This is a genomic window from Gloeobacter violaceus PCC 7421 (genome assembly GCF_000011385.1).
Taxonomy (GTDB): Bacteria; Cyanobacteriota; Cyanobacteriia; order Gloeobacterales; family Gloeobacteraceae; genus Gloeobacter; species Gloeobacter violaceus.
In genome coordinates, this window is sequence record NC_005125.1 from 4,466,068 (window position 1) to 4,490,422 (window position 24,355).

At 63.0% G+C, this 24,355-nt stretch carries 21 protein-coding genes; 9 read left to right on the top strand and 12 right to left on the bottom strand.

All coding sequences use genetic code 11. The annotated features are described in order from the left end of the window. Positions 1 to 12 precede the first annotated feature (12 nt). From GLL_RS21865 to GLL_RS21880, 4 genes are all read right to left on the bottom strand, one after another. On the bottom strand, positions 13 to 2,964 hold the full coding sequence (locus tag GLL_RS21865; RefSeq protein WP_164929485.1) for an FG-GAP-like repeat-containing protein: 2,952 nt from the start codon (positions 2,962 to 2,964) through the stop codon (positions 13 to 15). Positions 2,965 to 3,237: 273 nt separating this feature from the next. Next, a complete protein-coding gene (locus GLL_RS21870) occupies positions 3,238 to 3,963 on the bottom strand; it encodes a pentapeptide repeat-containing protein (protein WP_011144233.1) in 726 nt (241 codons plus the stop codon). Positions 3,964 to 4,028: 65 nt separating this feature from the next. Beyond that, positions 4,029 to 5,387: an MFS transporter gene (locus GLL_RS21875; protein ID WP_011144234.1), complete on the bottom strand. Its 1,359-nt coding sequence runs from the start codon at positions 5,385 to 5,387 to the stop codon at positions 4,029 to 4,031. A 159-nt stretch (positions 5,388 to 5,546) separates the two neighbouring features. Beyond that, positions 5,547 to 7,742, bottom strand: coding sequence for an FG-GAP-like repeat-containing protein (locus tag GLL_RS21880; protein WP_164929486.1), 2,196 nt, complete (start codon positions 7,740 to 7,742; stop codon positions 5,547 to 5,549). Between the two features lie 442 nt (positions 7,743 to 8,184). On the opposite strand from GLL_RS21880, the gene GLL_RS21885 reads away from it, so the two are divergent. Continuing rightward, the gene (locus tag GLL_RS21885; protein ID WP_011144236.1) at positions 8,185 to 9,162 is read left to right on the top strand and encodes a GntR family transcriptional regulator; all 978 of its coding nucleotides are present in this window, start codon (positions 8,185 to 8,187) and stop codon (positions 9,160 to 9,162) included. A 15-nt stretch (positions 9,163 to 9,177) separates the two neighbouring features. Further along, the gene (locus GLL_RS21890; protein WP_011144237.1) at positions 9,178 to 9,873 is read left to right on the top strand and encodes a polysaccharide deacetylase family protein; all 696 of its coding nucleotides are present in this window, start codon (positions 9,178 to 9,180) and stop codon (positions 9,871 to 9,873) included. A 72-nt stretch (positions 9,874 to 9,945) separates the two neighbouring features. Here the strand turns inward: GLL_RS21890 and GLL_RS21895 are convergent, their stop codons facing one another. After that, entirely contained in the window at positions 9,946 to 10,326 is a 381-nt protein-coding gene (locus GLL_RS21895) for an alpha/beta fold hydrolase (protein WP_164929487.1), read from the bottom strand. A gap of 223 nt (positions 10,327 to 10,549) precedes the next feature. Between GLL_RS21895 and GLL_RS21900 the strand changes: the two genes are divergently transcribed. Next, positions 10,550 to 11,806, top strand: a complete 1,257-nt coding sequence (locus GLL_RS21900) for a helix-turn-helix domain-containing protein (RefSeq protein ID WP_164929488.1) — start codon at positions 10,550 to 10,552, stop codon at positions 11,804 to 11,806. Beyond that, a complete protein-coding gene (locus GLL_RS21905; protein WP_197530068.1) occupies positions 11,781 to 12,383 on the top strand; it encodes a hypothetical protein in 603 nt (200 codons plus the stop codon). The genes GLL_RS21900 and GLL_RS21905 overlap by 26 nt, the downstream gene beginning before the upstream one ends. On the opposite strand, the gene GLL_RS21910 is transcribed toward GLL_RS21905, so the two are convergent. From GLL_RS21910 to GLL_RS21930, 5 genes are all read right to left on the bottom strand, one after another. After that, the gene (locus tag GLL_RS21910; protein WP_164929782.1) at positions 12,325 to 13,377 is read right to left on the bottom strand and encodes an LLM class flavin-dependent oxidoreductase; all 1,053 of its coding nucleotides are present in this window, start codon (positions 13,375 to 13,377) and stop codon (positions 12,325 to 12,327) included. The genes GLL_RS21905 and GLL_RS21910 overlap by 59 nt on opposite strands. 4 nt (positions 13,378 to 13,381) lie before the next feature. After that, entirely contained in the window at positions 13,382 to 14,353 is a 972-nt protein-coding gene (locus GLL_RS21915) for an ATP-grasp domain-containing protein (protein ID WP_011144242.1), read from the bottom strand. A gap of 64 nt (positions 14,354 to 14,417) precedes the next feature. Continuing rightward, positions 14,418 to 15,293: an alpha/beta fold hydrolase gene (locus GLL_RS21920; protein ID WP_011144243.1), complete on the bottom strand. Its 876-nt coding sequence runs from the start codon at positions 15,291 to 15,293 to the stop codon at positions 14,418 to 14,420. Between the two features lie 8 nt (positions 15,294 to 15,301). After that, positions 15,302 to 16,588, bottom strand: a complete 1,287-nt coding sequence (locus GLL_RS21925; protein ID WP_011144244.1) for a glucose-1-phosphate adenylyltransferase — start codon at positions 16,586 to 16,588, stop codon at positions 15,302 to 15,304. 66 nt (positions 16,589 to 16,654) lie between these two features. Further along, on the bottom strand, positions 16,655 to 16,807 hold the full coding sequence (locus GLL_RS21930) for a hypothetical protein (RefSeq protein ID WP_164929489.1): 153 nt from the start codon (positions 16,805 to 16,807) through the stop codon (positions 16,655 to 16,657). A gap of 54 nt (positions 16,808 to 16,861) precedes the next feature. Here GLL_RS21930 and GLL_RS21935 point away from each other — a divergent pair, with 54 nt between their 5' ends. Beyond that, the gene (locus tag GLL_RS21935) at positions 16,862 to 17,524 is read left to right on the top strand and encodes a tetratricopeptide repeat protein (RefSeq protein ID WP_011144246.1); all 663 of its coding nucleotides are present in this window, start codon (positions 16,862 to 16,864) and stop codon (positions 17,522 to 17,524) included. Here GLL_RS21935 and GLL_RS21940 read toward each other — a convergent pair. Beyond that, on the bottom strand, positions 17,521 to 18,234 hold the full coding sequence (locus GLL_RS21940) for a rhomboid family intramembrane serine protease (RefSeq protein ID WP_011144247.1): 714 nt from the start codon (positions 18,232 to 18,234) through the stop codon (positions 17,521 to 17,523). The two genes, GLL_RS21935 and GLL_RS21940, sit on opposite strands and share 4 nt — an antisense overlap. A 177-nt stretch (positions 18,235 to 18,411) precedes the next feature. On the opposite strand from GLL_RS21940, the gene dnaK reads away from it, so the two are divergent. After that, positions 18,412 to 20,328 (top strand): molecular chaperone DnaK, encoded by a 1,917-nt coding sequence (gene dnaK, locus GLL_RS21945; protein WP_011144248.1) that lies wholly within the window; start codon positions 18,412 to 18,414, stop codon positions 20,326 to 20,328. A 69-nt stretch (positions 20,329 to 20,397) separates the two neighbouring features. On the opposite strand, the gene GLL_RS21950 is transcribed toward dnaK, so the two are convergent. Beyond that, the gene (locus GLL_RS21950) at positions 20,398 to 21,282 is read right to left on the bottom strand and encodes a polysaccharide lyase (protein ID WP_011144249.1); all 885 of its coding nucleotides are present in this window, start codon (positions 21,280 to 21,282) and stop codon (positions 20,398 to 20,400) included. Positions 21,283 to 21,476: 194 nt separating this feature from the next. Between GLL_RS21950 and GLL_RS21955 the strand changes: the two genes are divergently transcribed. The 3 genes from GLL_RS21955 (at position 21,477) to rsgA (ending at position 24,300) form a co-directional block, all read left to right on the top strand. Then, on the top strand, positions 21,477 to 21,995 hold the full coding sequence (locus GLL_RS21955; RefSeq protein WP_011144250.1) for a DUF4330 domain-containing protein: 519 nt from the start codon (positions 21,477 to 21,479) through the stop codon (positions 21,993 to 21,995). A gap of 112 nt (positions 21,996 to 22,107) precedes the next feature. Further along, on the top strand, positions 22,108 to 23,259 hold the full coding sequence (gene dnaJ / locus GLL_RS21960; protein WP_011144251.1) for a molecular chaperone DnaJ: 1,152 nt from the start codon (positions 22,108 to 22,110) through the stop codon (positions 23,257 to 23,259). A 9-nt stretch (positions 23,260 to 23,268) separates the two neighbouring features. After that, positions 23,269 to 24,300, top strand: a complete 1,032-nt coding sequence (gene rsgA, locus GLL_RS21965) for a ribosome small subunit-dependent GTPase A (RefSeq protein WP_011144252.1) — start codon at positions 23,269 to 23,271, stop codon at positions 24,298 to 24,300. The last annotated feature ends 55 nt before the right edge of the window (positions 24,301 to 24,355 follow it).

The following is a 24,355-nucleotide window of genomic DNA, read 5'->3' on the forward strand; positions in this document are numbered from 1 at the left end:
TCGGCTCAGCACTCAGCGCGGCGCCTGAATCTCCCACTTGAGGTCGCTCACTGCCTGCAGCGCGACGGAGGAGACGAAGGTGGTGCCGTTCATGATCCAGATCGAGTTGGCGCCGGTGGCATAGTTGCGCCAGAGAATGTCCGGCTTGCCGTCGCGGTTGTAGTCGGCGGTGCCGCCGATGCGCCAGTTGAGATCGGCCACAGCCGAGAGCGTGACGCTGGCGACAAAAGCGGTGCCGTCCATCGTCCAGACGGTGTTGGCGCCGGTGGCCTGGTTGCGCCAGAGAATATCCGGCTTGCTGTCGCCGGTAAAATCGGCGGACCCCCCGATGCGCCAGTTGGGATCGCTCACTGCCGGTAGGGCGATGCTCTCGACAAAGTCGGTGCCGTTCATCTTCCAGATGGTGTTGGCGCCGGTGGTAAAGTTGCGCCAGAGAATATCCGGCTTGCCGTCGCCGGTGTAGTCGCCGGAGCCTTGAATTTGCCAGTTGAGGTCGGCCACCGCCGTGAGCGTTGCAGTGCTGGTGCGCGTAGTACCGTCCATCAACCAGACCGAATTTTGGCCGGTAGCCTGGTTGCGCCAGAGAATGTCCAGTTTGCCGTCGGCATTGAAATCGTCAGTACCGCCGATGCGCCAGTTGAGATCGCCGACGGTTTCGAGCGGAACACTGGCGGAAAAAGCGGTGCCGTTCATACCCCAGACCGTGTTGGCCCCGCTGCCGAAGTTGCGCCAGACAATGTCGGCGTTGTCGTTGGCACCAAAGTCGCCATCTACAGGAACAAGAAATCTGCTGACAAACACGTCGGTGACGGCGTCGAAGCTGGTGTCGTAGGCGCCGCTGGTGGTGGGATACTTGGTCGAAGCGGTGGCACCGGCAATAAAGATCCGGCCGCCGCTGCCCACGACGACGCTGGAGCCGTAGTCGTCGGTGGCGCCGCCGATAAACGTCGAGTAGAGCAGCCGGTCGCCCAGAACGTTGAGCTTGGAGACGAACACGTCGCCAAAGGAGGTGCCGCCGTTGTAGCTGGTGTCGTAGGCGCCGAAGGTCACCGGAAAATTGGTCGAAAGCGTCGAGCCGGTGAGATAGGCGCTTCCGGCGCTGTCGAGGGTGATACCGAGGCCGACGTCACCGAGGGTGCCACCGAGAAAGGTCGAATAGATCAAAGCGGTGGCCCCGGCATTCAGGCGGGTGACAAATGCATCGGGCAGCAGGTTGAAGCTGGTGTCGTAAGCGCCGCTGGTGGTCGGAAAATCCGGAGAAGCCGTTGACCCGGTTACGTAGACGCTGCCGTCGCTTCCCAGGGCGATGGCGTTGCCGGAATCCTGGCCCGTGCCGCCCAGATAGGTCGAGTAGACGCGCACGCCCACATCGTTGAAGCGGGTTACCACCACGTCAAAGCCGCCGTTGAACGAGACGTCGTAGACGCCTGGATTGGGAATCACCGGGTAACCGGCGCCGCTGGTGGTGCCGACTACGTAGACATTTTCACTTGCCCCTAGGACGATATCATTGCCGGAATCGGCCAGGGTGCCCCCAGTGAAGGTCGAATAACGAATAGCATTGCCTGCGGCCTCAAGGCGGGTCACAAATAAGTCGGAACCGCCGTTGAAACTGGTGTCGGCCACGCCGTCGGTGACCGGAAAATCGAAGGAGCCGGTGTTGCCGGTCACGTAGATGCCGCCACCGCTACCTACTGCGACACCGTTGGCGTTGTCCTCAAGGGTGCCTCCCAGAAACGTCGAGAACACCAGACCGTTGCCCGCAGCGTTCAACTTGAAAATGAACCCGTCGTAGGGGCCGCCGTTAAATGACGTGTCGAAGGCGTTCGCGGTGGTGGGAAAATCCGATAAACCGGTGGAGCCGACGACAATGGCTTCGTTGTTGAGCACCGCCAGATCGGAAGCAAAATCGTCACCCGAGCCGCCTACGTAAGTGGAATAGACCACCGTTGCACCATTGGCGTCGAGCTTGGTCACAAAGGCATCCCCAAAGTCGAAGCCGCCGTTGAAGCCGCCGTCGTAGGCACTCGCCACAGGGTAGTTGGTGGAAAGCGTGTAGCCGGCAATGTAGACGCTGCCGTCGCTGCCGAGCACCACATCGTTTCCGACATCCTGGTTGGAACCACCCGCAAACGTCGAGTAGCTGAGGATCGGATCGATGACCAGCGGCAGGCTGCGGTCGTACTCGCCCACGGCAAAGCCGACTTTGCGGCCGTTCAGCACATACCGACCGGCCACCTGGCGCTTTTGACCACCAATCTGCTGATAGACGACAGGCCGATGCTGACGCATCTCACCCAGGGCAGTGGCAATAATCAGATCGCCGTTGCCGTCGAGACGCAGGCTGCGGGCACCGGAGATGTCCAGTGCGATCCGTCCCGGGTCCGCCCCCGGCGCCGCTACAAAGTCGTACTCCAGTTGCCGGCCGTTTCCGTAATAGACCATATCGATCCCCGGCCAGACCCCCCGGGCCTCAACCCGCTCGAAAGTGTCCACATCGGTGTGCCATTTGCCGGCATCCTTGCCCGCCAGATAGTTGACCTTACCGGGCAAAACGTCTTTGCCGGTCAGCCGGGCCTTGGGATTGGCGCCCACCAGGCGCATGCGGATGGCCGCCGTCTTGGGCTCGGATTGCTCAGCGGCGGTCATTGAGGAGCGCAGCTTGCTTTTGGAGCGATCCGCTCTGCCCAGGAGCACAACCGCCTCGGTAGGGCCGAGCAACAGACTGTATCCGGGACCGCGGGAGACGTACTGCACCCGCGAATCGGTCTGGCCGACATTCGGCTCGAAGCGCATGGGCAGCTTGCCGAAAGTTTCGCCGATGCGCGCCTGCGTATTGGGAGCAGGTCGCTCGGCCGCTGTCCTGGCCTGGGTGATGTGGGCACCGATAAGCAGCAACGTCGCCAGCAGCGCAACCGCCGACAACCCTGAGAGGGTTCGTTTATGAAAAGGTCTCGGTATCATGGCCATTTCCGTAAGTATGTTTTCGAGGGAGTAAACCGGTTTCGCAGCCAATATACACTGCTTCGTCCGGCAAAGTAGCTCACGGGGAAGATCGACCGGTTTCGTCGGCAATATACATAGCCCAGCTGATCGAGCGGCACGGACATGGCGGAGCCAGGCTCAACATTTCACCGGTTTTTCAGAACGCACCATACCATGGGCTGCGCGAATCAAAGATTTTGACCGAAGATCTTCAGAATTGTCGATCGAGCTCGACTCCCGGCCCGGCGCTTCTCAGGCGTGCACCTGGCCGTCGGGCATGACTGCACCGGTGAGGATGGCGGCGGTAAGCTTGACCATCAATCGACCGGCAGCACTCATCTGGGCACCGCGCAGGTTGGCGCCGCTCAAGTCCGCTCCGCTAAAGTCCGCGCCAATCAGATGGGCGTCCTGGAGGTTGGCACCGCGCAGATTCGCCCGCAGCAAATTCGCCCGAAAGAGGTTGGCTCCGGATAGATCCGCGCCGCTCAAGTTGATCTTGTGCAAAAACGCGTCGCTGAGGTCCGCGCCGCTCAAGTTGGCGTTACTGAGGTTGCGCCCTTCAAAATCTTTTTCTTTGAGATTGGCGCCGCGCAGATCCGCACCGCTCATGTCCGGACGGGATGGGGGCGGTGGTGGGGGCGGCGGGGGCGGCGGCGGTGGGGCAGGGCGCGGCCGGTAGGCGTTTGCAGGGGTCGCCGAAGCGCTCGGCCGGTACACCGGCCGGAAGTTGGAGGCGGGCTGAGTCTGGTGGGCCTGATGGACTTTGCGCGGTGACGGACGGTGCGAGCGCAGGTGCTCGTAGGCGCGATTGATCTCTTTGAGCTTCTCGACAGCCTTCTGGTGCAGGCGGGTGTTCTCGGTCGGAACGCGGTCGGGATGCCAGACGAACACCAGATCTTTGTAAGCCTGGCTCACTTCCTCCGGGGAAGCGCCAGACTCCAGCCCAAGCACCCAATACGATCGCTCCAGCTCATCCATGGAGAACACCTTAACACCGATGCCGCCGCCGGATGGTGCGGCCCGGCGGCGGTACTTTTGCACCTTCAGGCGGCAGGGCGGCGCGCCGCCAGCGCTTCGAGAATTTGCCGGTGCCGCTCGCGGGTAATCGGATAGCGCCAGGCAAACCACAAACCCAGCGCCGCCGCCGCCGCCGGAATCGGCCCAATGACCAGCCGCAGCACCACCAGGGCGCTGTCGGGTTGGACGGCGGCCTTGCCGTCGAAGCCCGCCGCTTCGAGCAGTTGCCCCACCAGCAGCAGGCTGGCGGCCAGACAGACTTTCTGCAGCAGCACCAACAGCGCGTAGAAGACGCCCTCGCGGCGCTCGCCGGTCTGCAGTTCATCCAGGTCGATCACATCCGGCAGCATCGACCAGGGAATCAAATAGACCGTCGAGACGCCGACCCCGGCCACCACCGCCAGAACCAGCATCCAGACCGCCTGGCCGGGGCTGAGCAACATCAAGCCGAGCATCGCCAGCAAGAAAAACCCTGTCCCCAGATAAAAGACCCGCTTCTTGCCCAGGCGGGCGCTGAGGGCGCTCCAGACGAACAGCATCGCTAGAGCCGTGCCCTGGATGGCGAAGATCGTTGCGGCCAACCAGCTGTCCGGCAGGTTCATCCAGTAGCGGACGTAGTAGGGAACCACCGTGGCGATCAGTTGCACCGCAAACCACGAACACAGATAAATTCCCACTACATCCAGATAGGGCCGGTTGGCCAAGGCGATGCGCAATTGCCGGGCAAGCGGGAGGCGCTCGCTGGCAGGAGTCGCGAAGCGCTCGCGCGTTCCGAAGAAACACCAAAATAGCGGCAACACCGCGAGCACCGCCCAGATCCCGGCCCCCAGAGCGTTGCCGAAGGCGGGGCGGGTGGGAAAGGCCGCGAGGATGAGCGGGAAGGTCACCCCCGACAGCAGGCTGCCGCCGATTGAAAAAGCAAAGCGAAATTTCGACAAACCGGTGCGCTCGTCGTAATCGTCGGTCAACTCCGGTGTGAGGGCGGTGTAAGGCAAATTGACGGCGGTGTAGAGGCTGTTGAACAGCAGCGCCATCGCCAGGTAGTACCAGAAGGCGGCCCCCGCGTTGCCCGCGAAGGGCACCAGCCACTGGGCAAAGAAGGTGAAGCCAAAGGGAATGGCCCCCAGCAAAATCCAGGGGCGGCGCCTGCCCCAGCGGCTGCGCGTGCGGTCGGTGAGCACGCCCACGATCGGGTCGTTGATCGCATCCCAGATTTTGCTGATGGCCAGAATGCTGCCCGCCGCACCGGCGGCAAGGCCCGCGGCGTCGGTCAAAAACGGCAGCCAGAAGAAGACCAGTAAATTGGCGGTGACGGCAGGACCAAAGTCCCCCGCCCCGTAGGCGAGCTTCTGGGCCAGATTCAGGCGTTCGGGCTTAGGGGGCACAGCAGAGGTTCCTCGGGCGATACTGCCACGATCCCACAGGTGGGTCGCGGCGGTACCCCATCCTGGACATTGACCGAGCTGTCCCCCACCCGGGCGCGTGCCGGGCCGCCGGGAGCGCCCGATCGCTGCGCCGCCCGGACCACTGGCACAGGGAGCGCCCTAGCGCGGTCCGCTCAGTTGCCAGCCGGCCGCGACCGCCGACAGCCCCACCGACTGGACAAAAGCCGTGCCGTTCATCAGCCAGACGGCGTTGGCGCCGGTGGTCGTGTCGCGCCAGACGATGTCCGCTTTGCCGTCGCCGTTGTAATCGCCCGCCGCCCCAATCTGCCAGGCGGTCGAGACCGCCGGTAAGGCTACCGACTGCGCCAGTGCCGTGCCACTCATCAGCCAGACGCTGTTGGCCCCGGTCTGCTTGTGCCGCCAGAGCAGGTCCGCCTGGGCGTCGTTGTTGAACTGTCCTGCTGCCACCAGTTGCCAGTTGGGGTCGATTACCGACGGTAGGGCCCGCGAGACGAGGTACTGGGTGCCGTTCATCAGCCAGGCGCTCACCTGGCCGGTGCTCGGATTGCGCCAGAAAATGTCCGGGCGCCCGTCGCCGTCGAAATCGCCCACCCCACCCACCTGCCAGGCGGTGCCCACCAGCGGCAGGGTGACTTTGGTGCGGTAGACGGTGCCGTTCATCAGCCAGAGGTTGTTTTCGCCGGTGGCCCGATTGCGCCAGAGCAGGTCCGGCCGGCCGTCGTTGTCAAAATCGCCGCTGCCGGTGATGAGCCAGTTGGGATCGGAGACAGCGGGCAGGGCCACACTCTGGGTGAAGGTCGTGTTGTTCATCAGCCAGAGGCTGTTTTGACCGGTGGCGCCGTTGCGCCAGACCAGTTCGGATTTGCGGTCGCCGCTAAAATCCCCGGCAGGCGCCAGGGTGCCGACACGTACCACCCGCCCCACCGAGGGGACGCCGTCGGCGTTGAGGACATAGAGCAGGTAGTGCCCGGGGGGGGCAAGATTGCCGTTTGCCGGGGCGGTGACGGTGAGGGTGTTGCCCGAGCGGGTGAAGGTCAATTCGTTGAAGCGCTGATTTTCATTGAAGGCGTGGGTCACCGAGGAGAGACGCACCCAGGTGACGCGCCGGATATCGGCCGCCTCGGGGCTCTGGACGGTAAACGCCTGGCCGTAGCCCACAGAAATCGGCGCGGCGCTCACTGTGGGGCGCGGCCCACGAAACAGATAGGGCGGCGAATAAATTTCTGCACTCGGGCGGTAGGCCGATTCGCCACCCTGGCCGCCGCCTGCCGAGAGTACCCGGCCGTCCGGCAATAGCGCCGCTATCGAGTGATAAATGCGGGGAGTGGGCATGCTTGCGAGGGTGCTCCAGCTTTGGGTGGCCGGGTCCCACAGTTCGGCGGGCAGAGCGGGGGCGGTCTCCTCGTACCTGCCGGGCGAACTGTTGCCGCCGGTGGCGAGGATCGTGCCGTCCGGCAGCACCGTGAGGTTGTGGTGGCGGCGCGGGTAAGCCATCGATTCGACCTGCTGCCAGAGCGGGGAGGCGGCGTTCAGATCGATGATCTCGGTGGTGGCGGTGGGGGGCGGGCCGTACAGGTCGCCGCCGGCCCCCCCCGAGATGAGTACTTTGCCGGGAGCGTAACTCGCCGCCGAACCGTAGTCGCGCGTATCGTTAAAGTTCGTGTGCGCCACCGGGATCCAGCGGCCGGTACCGGTGGTGTCGAGGTAGCGGGTGTCCGGCTCCGGACCGGCGTAGAAGACCTGGCCGTTGGGAGCGGCAAACATATACGGGTAGTAGCCGTACTTCAGCGAGTTGGTGCCGTCCGGCAGCTTTTGGGCGTCGACAAGATCCCGCCACCCCCCCGTCGTCTTCCAGATCTGGGGCATCTGATTGATGTTCTGGTAACCCGCGTAGGTTCCGGCGATCACGAGCACCTCGCCGTTGCCCAAAGTGGTGGTCGTCGGATACCACCGCCGGGCGATCATGTCCTGGACTTTGGTCCAACCCTGGGTGATGTGGTCGTAAATGGTCGTGTCCACCAGGCCGCGGTCGTCATCTAAATGGCCGCCGGTGACCAGCAACCGCCCGTCGGGCAAAAAGGCATGCCCGGAGCAAAAGACGTTGGTGGTGCTGTTGAGGATGTTGTTGTTGACGAAAGTGTCGCTTACCGGATCCCAAACGCGCGCTTGTGTGGTCTTGCCATCGACTTGATTCTCGTCCCAATCGCGACCCCAGGTGAGAACCTTGCCGTCGGGCAGTACGTGGGCGTGGATGGCGACAAAACCCCAATCTTTGGTCGCGCTCCAATGGCCGAGTATATCCGGATCTGCAGACTGGGCACGACTGCTTTGCACGACAGCAGTGCCAAGGCCCACAGAAAAAGCCGAAACGCCCGTCAAAAATGCAATCGCTTGAACCACGAGGCTGGAAGGAGATTTACGCATAAATTCTTCGGACTAAGGGGAGGAATTCGTCGCAAATTTATCAGCTGCAATTGGCCGGGGCGAGTTAGAAAAGGCGATTTTGAGCAAATTTCCGTGGATTTCGTACAAAAATGTGCCAACCACCGGCAGTGCTTACTCGGCTTTCGACCCTCTGAAAGCTGAATTATTCGCAGTTCCTATAGCAGTAAAAACACTGATTGTTCTGCACCATACCCCGTCGACGGCGGCGAGGGGTCAGGCCGGAAAACACCCGATTATCAACATATTATTCTTGAGCCGGCTCGCTGGATAATCGGCCATGGATTCGACTTTGTGATCAGATAATAGGGAAGCCCGCCCTGTGCAGATTCAAATGAAATTCCGATTTCAGCTCCAAAGCGACAGCGACGTGCCGGCATCGACCCAGTTGCTCAATCAGATCAGTTTTGCCATCGCCTCACGCCAGTTTCCGCCGGGCTACCAGCTGCCCAGCACCCGTCAACTCGCCATGATCACCGGCCTGCACCGCAACACGATCAGCAAGGTCTATCACTTGTTGGAGGAAATGGGTCTGGTCGAAGCCCAGGCCGGTTCCGGGATCTATGTGAAGGCTCTGGGCGGAGTGGGCGCACGCGCCACGGCCTTGGAGCGTTTTCCCGAAGCGCGTGCGCTGGTGCAAAAGAGCCTCGATGCGCTTTTGGCCTGCGGCTGTTCGCTGGAGCAGGCGCGGGGCTTGTTTCTGGCGGAAATTGATTGGCGCCTGCGGTGCGGGGCGGTGCTGCTGGTGGCAGCCCCGGCGCGGGATCTGGGGTTGGGGGAGTTGATGAGTTGGGAGTTGAACCGGGCGCTCGGTATCCCGGTGCAGCGCGTGGCCCTCGAAGAACTCGACGCGGTGCTGGAACAGACCCGGGCCGGCACCGTGGTCACCAGCCGCTATCACCTGGCCCGGGCCGCTGCGGCAGCCGAGCCGCGGGGGATCCGGGTGTTGCCCCTCGACATCACCGACTTCAGCCGCGAACTGGCGTTGGTGGCGGCTCTACCCAAGGACAGCTGCCTGGGTCTGGTAAGCCTCAGTTCCGATTTGTTGAATGCGGTGGAGATGTTTCTGCACAGCCAGCACGGCGACGATGTCCTGGTGTTGACCACGCAACTGGAGGACACCCCTCGCCTGCGGGCGATCGTCCGCTCCGCTCAGCTCATCGTCACCGATCAGGCAAGCTACGGGCCGGTCGCCCGACTCATCGAGAAGCTGCGCGCCGATCTGGTCCGCCCGCCGCAACTGGTCAGCTGCGGCGATTATCTGCAACCGGCCTCCGTCGCGGCGCTCAAGCGCGAACTGGGCCTGGGCTGAGCGGGGGTAACTCTTGTGGCAAGCATCCCAGTGGACCTGTACTCAGGCTTTTATACGGCAGCACACCAGCTCTTGAGCGGCATTTTTCCAGATTGCCTCTGGCAAGGCGATCCGGGTGTGCCGGAGGTGGCGCTCAGCTTCGACGACGGCCCGGATCCGCGCTACACACCGCCGCTGTTGAATGTTCTGGCCCACCACCGGGTGCAGGCGAGTTTCTTTTTGTTGGGCAACCGGGTGGCGGCGTCCGCCGGGATTGTCAGGGACATCTACGAAGCGGGGCATTGGCTCGGCCTGCACGGGTACGACCACCGCCCTTTTTTGCGCACCGCCGGTCTGCGCGAAAGTTTGGAGCAATCGCGCACGCTGGTCGCTGCAGCCTGCGCTCTGGAGCCGGGGCACCTGCGCGACGTGCGTCCGCCCTACGGGATCGCCGCCCCGGCGGTCCTCACCGCTCTGGGCCGGTGGGGATACCGTCCGGTGATGTGGCAGGTGCTCTCGGACGATTCGCAGCGGCCCGGCGTCGAGACTGTCGTGCGGCGCACCCTCGCCCAGGTGCGCAACGGCTCGCTGATTGTGCTCCACGACGGCAACGACGGGGCCGGTGACGATGTCGCCCGCGCGACCGACCGCATCGTGGCAACGCTCCTGGCGCGCGGCTATCGGTTTGTGACGGTGGAGCGTTTCTGGCAAGTGCGCACCTCACCGAAGTAGCGATGAAAAAACCCGGGGCCGGATGGCCTCGGGGGCAAGCTTTTGCAGGTGTGGACAAATCGCGGACAGGCGTCAGAAGTTGTCGCCCATTTTCTGCTGGAGGCAGGAGCGGACGGCCTGCCGGTCCTGGTTCTGCTGTCGGCACTGCTCGATGGCCACCCAACCAGCGTGCGAAAGGCTCAAAGGAATCACCTGCCGCGCACCGCCGGCCTCCACCAGGGCGAGGGCGTCGGCCACCAGGTCCGCTGTGGAAAAATCACTGTTGAGTGATTCTGACTCGCCGTGGCTTCGCAGCTCCAGGTTGAGAACGCGCCTGTGCTGACTGATTTCCTGGCCGAGGGCGTCGAAGGCGGAGCGGCTGACGCACCAGCCGGGCAGCAGCAGCACCGCCGGTTCACCCTGACCCCAGTCGTCGAAGGAGATGCTGGTAGTGTACTTATCGATTCTGGACAACGTTGCCTCCATACACGCGCCTCACAACCTCGGAATCAATGGCGTGCAGTCGATTCCAGTGTGCCTGGGTCGAGCGATACGCTCAAGCAATTAATTGCGCCCTCAAGAGATAAGGAGTAGCTCCAGCTCAAGAAGCTCACTGTGAATCTCCAATCGCGCTATAGTACAAAAAACGAACTTTAATGGATGAATTCACCAGCTTATGTGCAACAAAAGGCACAACATGAAATTGAACGCTGTGCAGTTGGGTGAGCGCTTGCGGGCTGCGCGCGAAAGACGGGGCCTGAGTCAACAGACGATCGGGGATGCCCTGGGGCTGAAGCGCACGGCTGTGACTAATATGGAGAGCGGCAAGCGGGCAGTCTCTACACTGGAACTCACGCGACTAGCCCAGATGTACGACCAGCCAGTAACTTTTTTCTTGATGGATCGGACGGATGAGGAAGATCTTGCCACTGTCCTGTTCCGTATCGTGCCGGAATTTGCTGAGGATAGCCTTCTCAGACAGGCCGTCGAACGCACCCTCGATCTTTGCCAGGAGGGCGTCGGCTTGCGGCGCCTGCTTCGCTACGAGCAAGAGGACACCTTGCCCAACTACAGCTTGCGGATGCATACCGCCGGTGAGGCTGTCTCTCAAGGCGTGTGGGTGGCCCAGGTGGAGCGGCAACGGCTGGGATTGGGCAACGCGCCGGTCGCCGACATTGCCAAGTTGATTGCCGAGCAGGGTGTGTGGGTTGCCGCTGCCGAATTGCCCGAATGGCTATCGGGCCTGTATCTTCATCACGCCTCCATCGGTCTTGCCATCCTGGTCAACGGCGCTCACCCCTTCACCCGTCGTCGCTTTTCCTATGCGCACGAGTACGCTCATGCATTGTTGGACCGCTCCTTGACCGTTCAGCCGACGCGCAAAGAAAATAGCTCCGAACTGGTGGAAAAGCGGGCAAATGCCTTTGCCGCAGCCTTCTTGATGCCCGCAGACGGAGTGACCGACATGCTGCACAGGTTGCACAAAGGGCATCCCAGCCGTTCGACTCAGACGGTCTTCGACGCGGCAACCGGTGGGGTGATGGAAGCAGAGATTCGGCCCCGTCCAGGTACGCAGGCCATCACCTTTCAAGACATCGCCGCCATCGCCCGTCACTTTCAGGTCAGCTACGAGGCTGCCGTCTGGAGGCTCAGGAGCCTGGGCCACATTGGTGCTTCCGAGTGCAGTGCGCTTATCGAACAAAAGGATCACGGCAGGCGCTACATGCGCTTACTCGGAGCGTCTGAAGAACCAACCGAAAGCCTGTCCCACGAGTCGGGAACGCCGAGTAAGCCACCCGCCGACGAACAACTGCGCCACCACCTGGCTCGGCTTGCCATCGAAGCGTACCGTCAGGAGGAAATTTCCCGGGGCCGCCTGCGGGAACTGGCCCGGAAACTCGGCGTAGCTTCGGAGGAACTTCTCGACCTTGCTGAAGCGACCCGTGCCGAGTGAGCTGGAGCCGCCTTCACCCGGCAACACGCCCATCGTCGCCGACACCTCTGTTCTCATCAATTTTCTGAAGGTTGACCGGATGGACCTCATTGGTACCCATCCCTCTCGCTTCCTGGTGCTCGATCATGTTGCGGAGGAGATTTCTGAAGACTATCCCCAGCAGTACAAACGCTTCGAGGCTTCCCTTGCCGCCGGATACATCGGGCTTGAGAGGGTTACTGATCCCACCGAGGTCCATGTGTTTTTGCTTCTGGCCATCGGCAATCGGCTAGGAGCGGGCGAGCGGGCGGCCATCGCCGTTGCGCTATCCCGGAAATATGCCCTTGCCATAGACGATCGCAAGGCAATAAACCGCGCTCTGCGCGAAGCGGGCATCGCTTCTACCCGGCTTCGGATCCTCCGCACCCAGGACATCGTTGTTACTCTCATCCAAACGGGTGCGCTTTCGATTGCACAAGCGGACGGAATGCTCGCCGATTGGGCCGCAAACCATCGTTTCAAGCTCAAAATCACCAGCTTCAGAGCACTACTTGGGCCGTCGTCCGCGGAAGCCGAGGGCGAATCACCTGAGCGCTGAAGCGCTCCATCTCCTCGCGCTGAGGACTCATCTGCAACAGCAACAGATCCACCCCGGCTTCTAAGAAGCGTTCAATCTGCTCTGCCACCTGCTCGGGAGTGCCGACCAAGCCGGTGCGCAGGCCGCGGTTGGAGACTGAATATTCTTCGATCGACATATTCTGTTCCAGCTGGGTGCCGGATAGCCACTGCCGGTAGTTGGCAAAGCCTGCGGCCGATTGGCGTACATCGGTGATCCGGGCCAGTTCTGCCTGCGCTTCGCGCTCAGAGTCCCGCACGATTGCGTAACCGGCTGCCCCGAAAGTCATGGGCGGCAGCCCCAACTTTTCGCGCCGGACAGTCATATCGGCGATCTTGGCTGCCACCCGCTCGGGCGGATCGCCGTGCATCAGGTAGGCGTCGCACTTGCGGGCAATCAAATCCTTGGCCGCCTCCGATTCGCCCCCGGCATAGATCGTCGGGCGAGGGCGGCTTGCGGGCTTCGGTTGCAGAACGTTGTCGTCCACCCGGTAGTAGCGGCCTGCATAAGAAAAGTGATCCCGGCTCCAGACGCCGTCGAGCACCTCCAGCCACTCGGAGGTGCGCGCGTAGCGGTCGTCGTGCTGCTCGAAGTGCACGCCGTACATTTTCGCTTCGTCGGCCCACCAGGAGGAGACGACGTTGAGCGATAAACGCCCGCCCGCAATCTGGTCGATGTTGGCGGCCTGTTTGGCAAGCAAAGCCGGCAGGTGAAAAGTCGGCCGCACCGCCACCATGATCTCCAGCCGCTCGGTCACCGCCGCGAGGGCTGCCGCCGTTGACCAGGCGTCCAGGGCCGGGGCCTGGATGCCCTTGATGTCGTTGAGGTTCAGTTCGGCCACCAGGGTCAGATCGAAGCCGAGTCCCTCGCTGCGGCAGGCCAGATCCCGCACGTAGGGCCAGTCGGCTGTCATGTTCTCATCCTCGACGTTGCGCAGCCAGCCGCCGAAGACCGGCAGCCAGTAGCCGAAGCGCATCTTCTTAGTGCCCAAAGCCCCCCTCCCGCTCCAGAAAATCGACCAGCCGGACAAACGGGTCGAAACCGACCACCCGCTCACCGTCAGAAACAAAGTTCGACAGGGCGTTGATGTCGTAGTAATAAATCCGTCCGTCCCGGTCGTCCACGAGGTACTCGACTCCCCCCACTTCGATTCCCGCCGCGGCCACAATCCGCTCGACATCGGCAATCACACTTTGCGGCGGTTCGTAGCCTTCTACCCGCAAACCCGCCTTGGGCGCTTCCACCGGGCAGGCAATGTCAAGGGACTCCCCGCCGATGGTCCGGCAGATGTCCGCCGGGCAGAGATCAAAAGTTTCGCCCGTGAGATGCACGCGAATGGCGTAAAGAAACTTGCCTCCCACCACCTCCACCCGGGTAATAAAGTCGCCCCGGGCCGGAAGAAATTCCTGCACCAGCGCGACGCTATCGAGACCCAGATCGAGGGCGTCCCCGCAAGCCGCCTCGGCCAGTTGCTCGGGCGTGTCGAAGCGGGTCACCCCGGCGCCGCTGCCGCCGACGTTAGGCTTGACCACCACCGGAAAGCGCAGGCCCACCGCCGCCCGGGGGGCGTCCGCGGCCCGGCAGAAGACGTGGGCGCGGGGAAAAGGCAGGCCCAGAGCGCGCAGCAGCGACAGTTGCAGCGCCTTGGAAATTTCATGTCTGAAGGCGCGCTCGCCGTTGACTACCCGCAAACCCTGCCCTTCGAGGTGGGCCAGCCAGCCCAGGGTGTAGTGGATGTGGCGGCCGCCGCCGCGGCGGTAGGCCGACGGGCTCATCCGGTTGAAGAGCAGGCCCACCCCCCGCTCCGCCGCCAGATTAGTCGGATCGTAAAAACGGCCCTCGGCGGGCATTTTGAGATAGGGGGTTCCGCGGCGCTCCAGTTCGGCAAACAGCGGCTCGAACCAGCGGGGGTGCTCGTAGTAGACGGCGAGCGGCCCCCGGGCGCCGGGCACCTGGGTGGGCAACGATCCGGCGGCGGGTGAAACGGTCACGCGGGGCCTCCCCAAACGGCTGGACTCAATCGAAGATAGCCTGACGACCGGGTTGGGTGAGAAAGGGCACCAATAGCTGATTGACGCCGGTCGGATCTTCCTGGTGCACCCAGTGGCTGCAATCGGGCAACCGTTCGACCTGCAACGGACCGCTCACGAAGCGCTCCAGGTTGCGGGTGAGACGGGTCTCGAGGGCAAAATCGCGCTCTCCCCAGATGAGCAAAGTCGGGCAGGCGACCGGTTGGTTGTAGGTTTCAGGGGGTGGCGGGGCGCTGAGGGCGCTGCGGTAGTACTGGAGGGCGCAGGTCATCGCCCCGGGCATCGCCGCCGCCTGCTTGTAGCGGCGGATCTCCGCGTCGCTGAAGCTGCCGGGGCGCACCTCGGCGTGGCGAAAGGCCGCCTCGATAAAGTCGTAATCGTTCCATTCGATGAGTCGCTCCGGCAGCCAGGGCAGCTGAAAAAACAGAATGTACCAGCTTTTGAGCAGCTGCTGGGGGTTAGAACGCAACTCTTCGGCAAAACGCAGCGGGTGGGGAGCGTTGAGGATCACGAGCTTGGTGCACATGGCCGGGCAGCGGTGGGCAAAAACCCAGGCGATCGCCCCGCCCCAGTCGTGGCCCACCACGATCGCTTCACGGGCTCCCAAGGCCAGGATCAACTCCCGCACGTCGTCGCTGAGGGTCAGCAGGTCGTAGCCGCCTGCGGGTTTGTCGGTGAGGTGATAACCGCGCAGGTCGGGGGCCACCACCCGAAAGTGCTCGCCGAGGACCGGGATCTGGTGGCGCCAGGAGTACCAGAAGTCGGGAAACCCGTGCAGCAAGAGCACCAGGGGGGCGTCGGGCATGCCCTGCTCCGCGTAGTGGAAGCGCAGGTCGTTGGCTTCGAGAAAAGCGTGGCGCATGGGTCGAACTAGATCACGGTGCCGTCGGGGATGACGGTGTCCTTGGGGACGATGACGATGCCGTGGCGGATGTAGAAGCCCCGCTCGGGGTGGTCCGCCGAGTCGGGCCGCTCCTTGTTGAGGATGCGCACGTCGTTGCCGATGCGGGCGTTCTTGTCGATGATCGCCTTTTGCAGCACGCAGCGCTCGCCGATGCCCACCGGCGGCAGGCCGCGGCGCAGCGACTCCTCGCGCTGGATGGGCGTCTCGTAAAAATCGGCTCCCATCAATAGCGAATCTTCGATGCGCACCCCCGACTCGATGCGCGAGCGCAGACCCAATACCGAGTGGAAGATGCGCGCCTGCTTGATGATGCAGCCCTCGGTGATGATCGATTCGGCTATCTGGCAGTCGATGAGCTTGCTGGGGGGCAAATAGCGCGGCCGGGTATAAATCGGCGCCGGGTGGTAGAAACTGAAGGGCGGCGCGTTCTGGCTGGTGAGGGCCAGATTCGCCTTGTAGAACGCCTCGATGGTCCCGATATCTTCCCAGTAATCGTCGAACAGGTACGCCTGCACGTTGTAATCGTCGAGGCAGGCGGGCAGGATTTCTTTGCCGAAGTCGGTGCGGCTTGGGTCGTCGCGCAACAGCTTGAGCATCACATCGTGGCGAAAGACGTAGATCCCCATCGAGGCGACGAAGGGGCGGCGCTCGGCTTCTTCGAGGGTGAGCCCCAGGGTGGTGGTGTCGACGCGCATGCGCTCAAGCTCGGCCCCTTTCGGTTTTTCGGTAAACTGCACCACCCGGCCGTCGGCGTCGGTTTTGATCAGGCCGAAGTCGCTCGCGCGCTCAAGGTCGCAGGGCAGCACGGCAATCGTCACATCGGCGTTGGTCTCGCGGTGGCGGCGGACGAACTTGCTGTAATCCATCCGGTAGAGGTGATCGCCCGAAAGAATCAAATACTCGGTCGAACCGCTGGGTTCAAGCAGCCACAGGTACTGGCGCACCGCGTCGGCGGTGCCTTGAAACCAGTTGGGGTTCTCGTCGGTCTGCTCGGCGGCCAGGATCTCACAGAAGCCGTCGCTGAAGCGCGAGAACTGGTAGGTCTGGGAGACGTGGCGGTTCAGGGAGGCGGAATTGAACTGCGTGAGGATGTAGATGTGCTGGATGCCCGAATTGATGCAGTTACTGACCGGAATGTCGATGAGGCGGTACTTGCCGCCGATGGGCACCGCCGGTTTGGCCCGGCGTTTGGTCAGTGGATACAGGCGGGTGCCGCGCCCACCCCCCAATATGATCGCCGTCACCTGCCGCATGATCTCCCGCCTCCCTGCCGCGTCACCTATTAGAGTAAACCGGCCGGTGGGACTATAGGACATCAATTAACGCTTGCGGCCTGCCGCCCAAAGCCACAGCGCCACGAGGGCCGCCGGGGCTGCGATGGGCAGCCACACTGTGAGTGGGTCCGGTTGCCGGATCCAGACGGGCAGGACATACTTGACCAGGACGGAGAGGGCCGCGGCCAAAAGTAGCATACCTCCCAGCAGGCGCCATTCCTGCACACGCACCTCCGAGGATTTGAGCGGACCATGGCCAGCAACAACCGCAAAATTTTGCTTCTGGGTATCGCGATCGTGGGCACCTTGGGCTTCGTAGGCCCCCTCCTTTTTACGCTCATTTCGATTTTTTCAGGGACCGAGCAGGCCCCGGCCCCGGCCGCAACCTCTCAGAACCAGCCCGATCCGGCCCGCACCGCCCAGGAAATTGCCGGTTATCAAAAGATTCTCGAGCGCGAACCGAACAATCCCAACGCCCTCAGCAATCTCGCCTCTCTCTATTTGCAGCAGTTCCAGTTCGACAAGGCGATTCCGCTGGTGGAGCGGCTCGCCGATGCGCAGCCGGAGAATCCGAACGTCCGCCTGCAACTGGCCCAGCTCTACCAGGTGACCGGCAAGGCCGACAAAGCCGGGCAAACCTACGACAAAGTGCTGGCCACCGACAAAAATAATGTCGGCGCCCTGATTGGCAAAGGCGACCTGCTGCTGGCCAAGGGCAACAAAGCCGACGCCCAGAAGCTCTACACCCAGGCCGAAAAAGCCGCCCCCGAAGAGGGCAAAGAGCGGGTGCGCGAGTACGTCAAAAATCGCCTCAATCCGCCCAAGCCACCCGCTCCCCCTCCTGGTGCCAAACCCGAAACAAAACCATTCGCCCCGGCGGCCAAGCCCGACAAAGCTGCCCCCCAGGCACCCTAGCGCCGCTTGTAAGGGTCCGTTTCGCGCGCGAAGACGCGCACCAGCACCAGGCCCGCCACAAACCCGGCGGCGTGGGCGAAGTAGGCGACCCCGCCTTCTTCCATGTCCGGGACGTTGCTGGTGTTGACCGTGGCGAGGGTGCTCAAAAACTGCTGCAAAAACCAGATGCCGATGAACCAGACGGCCGGCAGTTTGAAAGGGATAGGAATAAATCCGAGCGGAAAAATTCCTTGTACCGGGGCGCGCGGAAACATGACGATGTAGGCTCCGAGCACCCCGGCGATCGCCCCGCTCGCCCCGAGTGAAGCGATCTTGGAGCCGGATTCTAGAAAGGTCTGCGCCAGAATCGAGACCACGCCGCAAATCAAATAGAACGCCAGATAACCAAAGTGGCCCATGCGCTCCTCGACGTTGTCGCCGAAGATCCACAGATAGAGCATGTTGCCCGCCAGGTGCAAAATGCCGCCGTGCAGGAACATCGCCGTCACCAGCGGCGCCAGCAGGCCGACTGCCCCCAAATCGCCTTGAAAGATGGCGCCCAGGGCCGGCACGATCACCGCCGGCACCGCTGCGTACTGGTTGATAAAAATTTCAAGCTGCTTTTCGCCCAGCGAAATTTCGTAGATAAAAACTGCGATACAGGTAACGATCAAGCCGTAGTTGACCCAGGGGATGCGGTACCCCCGATTTTCATCCCACAGTGGGACCATGGCACCCGCAGCGATAGAGCTGGCTGTATTCTACCGCCCACCCGAAAATCGCCGCATCCGCCAGGGGAGGTGCGGGAATTACGCCACCTTCCCGGGGGAGGACCGCACCCGGCCGCCCGGCGGCGGCGGGTACGGTAAGAAGAGATTCAAGGCGCGAGATGCCCGTAAGGAGAAGTCATGGGAAAAGTTGTAGGCATTGACTTGGGCACCACCAACTCGGTGGTGGCCGTCCTCGAGGGGGGGCAGCCCACCGTGATCGCCAACGCGGAAGGCTCGCGCACCACGCCGTCGGTGGTGGCCTTCACCAAGAACCACGACCGGTTGGTCGGGCAGTTGGCCCGCCGTCAGGCCGTTCTCAACCCCGAGAACACGTTCTATTCGGTCAAGCGCTTCATCGGCCGCAAGTACGACGAGATCACCGATGAGGCCAAGCAGGTGGCCTACCGGGTGGTGCGCGACGGCAGCAACGTCAAACTGCACAGCACCAACGAAGACAAAGATTTTGCCCCCGAAGAAATTTCGGCCCTCGTCCTGCGCAAACTGGTCGACGATGCGAGCAAGTACCTGGGCGAAAAGATCACCCAGGCGGTGATCACCGTTCCGGCGTACTTCAACGACTCCCAGCGCCAGGCCACCAAGGACGCCGGCCGCATCGCCGGCATCGAGGTGCTGCGCATCATCAACGAACCGACGGCAGCCGCCCTCGCCTACGGTCTCGATAAAAAAGCGAACGAGACCATCCTGGTCTTCGACCTGGGCGGCGGCACCTTCGATGTGTCGATCCTCGAAGTGGGCGATGGCGTCTTCGAGGTCAAATCGACCTCCGGCGACACCCACCTGGGCGGCGACGACTTCGACAGGCGGATCGTCGATTATCTGGCCGACGAATTCAAGAAGCTCGAAGGGGTGGACCTGCGCACCGACCGCCAGGCCCTCCAACGCCTCACCGAGGCGGCGGAAAAGGCCAAGATCGAACTGTCGGGCGTCACCCAGACCCAGATCAATCTGCCCTTCATCACCGCCGGGGCCGACGGGGCGAAGCACCTCGACATGAGCCTCACCCGCGCCAAGTTTGAGAGCCTGTGCGCCGACTTGCTGCGCCGGGTCGAGAAGCCCGTCGAGCAGGCCCTGCGCGACGCCAAACTCAGCAAAGAGAACATCGACGAGGTGGTGCTGGTGGGCGGTTCCACCCGCATCCCGGCGGTGCAGGAACTGGTCAAGCGCATCATCGGCAAAGACCCCAACCAGAGCGTCAACCCGGACGAGGTGGTGGCCGTCGGGGCCGCCATCCAGGCGGGCGTGCTGTCCGGTGAAGTGCGCGACGTCGTGCTGCTCGATGTCACCCCGCTCTCGCTGGGCGTCGAGACCCTGGGTGGTGTGGCGACACCGATCATCCCCCGCAATACCACGATCCCGACGCGCAAGTCCGAGACCTTCTCAACTGCCGCCGACGGCCAGACTTCCGTCGAGATCCACGTCATCCAGGGCGAGCGCTCGATGGCCGGCGACAACAAGAGCCTCGGCCGCTTCCGCCTCGACGGCATCCCGCCCGCGCCCCGGGGCGTTCCCCAAGTCGAAGTCACCTTCGACATCGACGCCAACGGCATCTTGAGCGTCACCGCCAAAGACAAGGCGAGCGGCAAAGCCCAGACCATCAGCATCACCGGTGCTTCGACCCTTTCAAAAGACGACGTCGCCAAGATGGTCAACGAGGCCGAGTCCTTCGCAGGCGAAGACAAGAAGCGCCGCGAAGCGGTCGACCTCAAAAACGAGGCCGATTCGCTCGCCTACCAGGCCGAGCGCCAACTCACCGAGTTCGGCGACAAAGTCGACAGCAGTGACAAGAGCAAGATTGAAGGGCTGATCAAGGATCTGCGCGAGGCGCTCAGCCGCGAGGACATGGACAAAGTCGCAAGCCTCAAAGCCGACCTGCAGCAGGCCGTCTACGACCTGAGCAGCAAGCTCTACCAGCAGTCGGCCCCGAGCGGCGCGGCGGCGGGTCCTGACGAAGGCGCTCCCTCCGGCAGCGGCGGCACCTCCGGCACCCGCGGCGGCGACGATGTGATCGACGCCGAATTCACCGAGACCAAGTAACCGAAACTTCTTGTAGGTAACCCGCGGGGGGCGCGTCTTCCCGCGGGCTTTTTGTGCACCTGTCCTTGCTTAGGGGGAAACTTCCTCGTAGGTGGCTTTGGAGTTGCCGATGCGCACCTCGTCGATATACAGCGTGCGACTGCTGGTTGTCGATTCGGCAGGATCGTATTTCCAATCGGGCTTGTAAATGCCCAGCTTCAAATAGGGGCCTGTTTGATCGTTGTAGGTGTTGGGACCCTCGCGCGCCAGGACCAATACCCCGTTTTTCCAGACTTCCAGCACGCCGTTGTCCTCGTAGGACCAGTTGACGTGGAGCACCCAGTCGGTCCAGACCCCTTTGCTGTAGGGACCGAGGCCGATCGACTCCGTGCCGCCGCCCGGGCCGGGGGTGTTGTCGTAAGTGACGGGATTGGGATCCCAGCGCCGATTGATTTTCCAGTTGCCCGCCGCCACCTGCAGATTCAACGCCGGGGAGCGCCAGGTTTCGCCGAGGTCGAAGTCGGGAGAATCGTGCCACTGGGCAATGATGTCGTAGGAGTCCTCGTCCGTCTCCCAATCGACCGGCAAGTAGACGCTGAAGGCGTACCAGCGGGAGGAGTCGGCCTTGACGGTGCCTAGACGCAGCTCCGCCCGCCTGCTGCTGGAGACGTCCGGATCGGACTTGCGCAGATTGAACTGGGCGGCGTAGCGCCCGGCCCTGACCGGGGGGACGGTGGTGCCGACTTTTTTGGGAGCGGAGATCACCAGAACAGCATCGCTACAACAAATTTCGGTGTCGAAGCCAGTCAAATCGCCGCTCTCAAAGTCACCTACAAAGTAAACATTGCTCGATTCGGCAGCTTGAGGTGCCGGCGGCGCTGCCGCAAGCTCCACGCCCAATGCCGTTTGCGGGGAGATCAGCAGACAACATGACCCGCAGACCGGCAGCAACTTCAGCGCAAGGTATCGTCTCATACGAATGCGTTCCTATTGAGAAGGATTACGATACTTTTAGCATTCAATGATGTGGGTATATCCCTTTTACGTGGAATCACTTCCAGATTGGGTGCAGCCAGTGTGCGCCGAAATTGACCGGTGCGCCCCCGGAGCCGCACCGATGGCCCGGTGTGCTACGATGCGCCACGAAAGGCAGGGTGCATATCGGCGGCATGGCACTTATCGACCCGCAGGGCAGGCTTTTTGGCAAGATCAACGTCATCGACGCGGTGGTGGTGGCTGCTGTGATCCTGGCGCTGTTTGCGTTTTTGCTCTCGCGCGGCGGCAGCCAGGCGCAAATTGCCACCCAGGGTGGCGACCAGCCGGTGGAGGTGGACATGCTCATCCGCTCGCTGAGCATCGGCGATCCGAATGTCTTCCCGGTGGGTAAGCCGACCTCGGTGATTATCCGCAACCAACCGGCCGGGGAACTGACGATCCGGCGGGTGCGGGTGATCCCCCATCTGGTGCCGGTGGTGGTGGGCTCCGAAATCCGCAATATTCAAGATCCCGGCGATCCCTACGGCCGGGACTACGTGGTCACCCTCGCGGGCGATGCCAGCGCCACCGGCGACGGTCTGGTGATCGGTCGGGTGAAGGCCAAGATCGGTACCCCCATCGAAATCGAAGGTTTCAAATACATCCTGCGCGGCAGTATTGTCGATGTCCGCCAGCTCGAAAAGCGGTCCTAGCAAGCTTTACGGGTTGGTGTGGCTGTCCTGGGCAGGCTTGCGGGTCCTCCGGGCGGTAGAGATACTAGACTATGTAAGGATTTCCTAAGCAACCGGGGTCCGCCCAACCAGCATGGCCAGAGATTTATACGAAACCCTCAACGTCAGCCGCGACGCCTCCAAAGAGGACATCAAGCGGGCCTACCGCAAGCTGGCCCGCCAGTACCACCCGGATGTCAACAAAGACGCCGGGGCAGAGGACACGTTCAAAGAGCTCTCGCGCGCCTACGAAGTGCTCTCCGACGACGATCAGCGGGCGCGCTACGACCGCTTCGGAGAGGCCGGTCTCAACGGCGGCGTGGGCGGCGGCCCGGGGGATTTTGCAGGGGCGGCGGGCTTCGGCGACATCAGCGATATTTTCGAGAGTTTCTTTGGCGGCTTCGCCGGGGCGGGTACCGGCGGCCGGCGCGCCACCCGGCCGGGCGGACCCACCCGCGGCGACGATCTGCGCTACGACATGGTGCTCGAATTTCAGGAGGCCATCTTCGGCGGCGAAAAAGAGATCACCATCAACCACCTGATCACCTGCGAGACCTGCCGCGGCTCCGGCTCCAAACCCGGCTCCGGTCCTATGACTTGCCGCAACTGCGGCGGCCAGGGCCAGATCCGCCAGGCGCGGCGGACCCCCTTTGGGCTGTTTACCCAGGTGGCGGCCTGCCCCAACTGCCAGGGCACCGGCGAGGTGATCGAAAGCCCCTGCCCAACCTGCAGCGGGCGCGGGCGCAACCAGAAGCAGACCACCATCAAGATCACCATCCCCGCCGGGGTGGACGCCGGATCGCGCCTGCGGGTGCAGGGCGAGGGCGACGCCGGGATGCGCGGTGGCCCGCCGGGGGACCTGTTCATCTACGTGAGCGTGCGCAACCACCCGGTCTTCCGTCGCGAAGGGCAAGACATCTATTCGATCGCCGAAATTTCTTATCTGCAAGCGATTTTGGGCTCGCAGATGTCGGTGGAGACCGTCGACGGTCCGCAGACGGTGGTGGTGCCCCCCGGTACGCAGCCCGAGACGGTACTCACCCTCGACGGCAAAGGCGTGCCGCGCATCGGCAATCCCACCCGCCGCGGCAACCACTACCTGCAGCTCAAGGTGGTCATTCCCACCAAACTGGGCGCCGAGGAGCGCGAACTGCTCACCAAGCTCGCCAAGGCCCGCGGCGAAAAAGTCTCCAAAAAAGAGGGGCTCGAAGGCCTGATCGACAGCATCGGCAACCTATTTCACTAAGGCGCACCGATGGGTACCACCGGCACGGTCCTGGCCCAGGAAGCCAACTTCTACCGTGTCCGGCTCGACGACGGTCTGGGGATGGTGCTGTGCACCCGCCGCGCCCGGCTCAAAAAAACCGGCCAATCGGTGCTGGTGGGCGACCGGGTGGAGGTGGCCGAGATCGACTCCGCGAGCGGCCGGGGGGTGATCGCCGCCACCTGCGCGCGCCGTTCGGTGCTCTCCAAGCCGCCGATCGCCAACTGCACAGGCGTGCTGGTGGTCTTTGCCTTGTCGGAGCCGGCTTACGATCCGGCTTTGCTGAGCCGCTTTTTGGTCCATATCGAAGCGGAAGATCTGGGGGTCATCGTCTGCCTCAACAAAATCGACGAAGTGCCCCCCGAGGCGGTGGACGGTGTCGCTGCCGCTGTGGGCGGTTGGGGGTACACCGTGCGTCCGGTGAGCGCGCGCACCGGGGCGGGCCTAGCAGCGCTGCGGGCCGAACTGGCGGGTACGTACGTGCTTGCAGGCCCCTCCGGTGCCGGCAAATCGAGTTTGCTCAACCACCTGCACCCCGGTCTTGCGTTGCGCGTGGGGGACATCTCCGCCCGCCTCGGCCGCGGGCGGCACACCACCCGCCATGTCGAGCTGTTTGCCCTGAACGCGGAGGCGTTGGTGGCGGACGCGCCCGGATTCAATCAGCTTGAATTGACCCTGGCTCCGGAGTTACTTGCCGGTTACTTTCCAGAATTTCGGCCGTACCTGGGCCGCTGCCAGTTTCGCAACTGTCTGCACCGCGACGAGCCGGGTTGTGCGGTGCGCGAGGCCAACCTGGAGCGCTATGGGATGTATCGGGATTTTCTCGCCGAGGTGCTCGTAAGCGCCCAGAAGCAGCGGCGAACGGCCGAACCGGAGGAGGCGATCCGCCTGCGCGGCGGGCTGCGCCGCGACAAGGCCGTCGCGGTACCGCGCCTGGAGGAGCAGTTGCGCGAGACCTCGCGGCGCACCGCCCGCCAGCGACTCGGCCAATGGGACGAAACGGACGCAGAGGAAGCGGATTAACAATGCCGACCGATTGGCAGAAAACCATGATCCCATTTCGAGAATAGAGAACCCT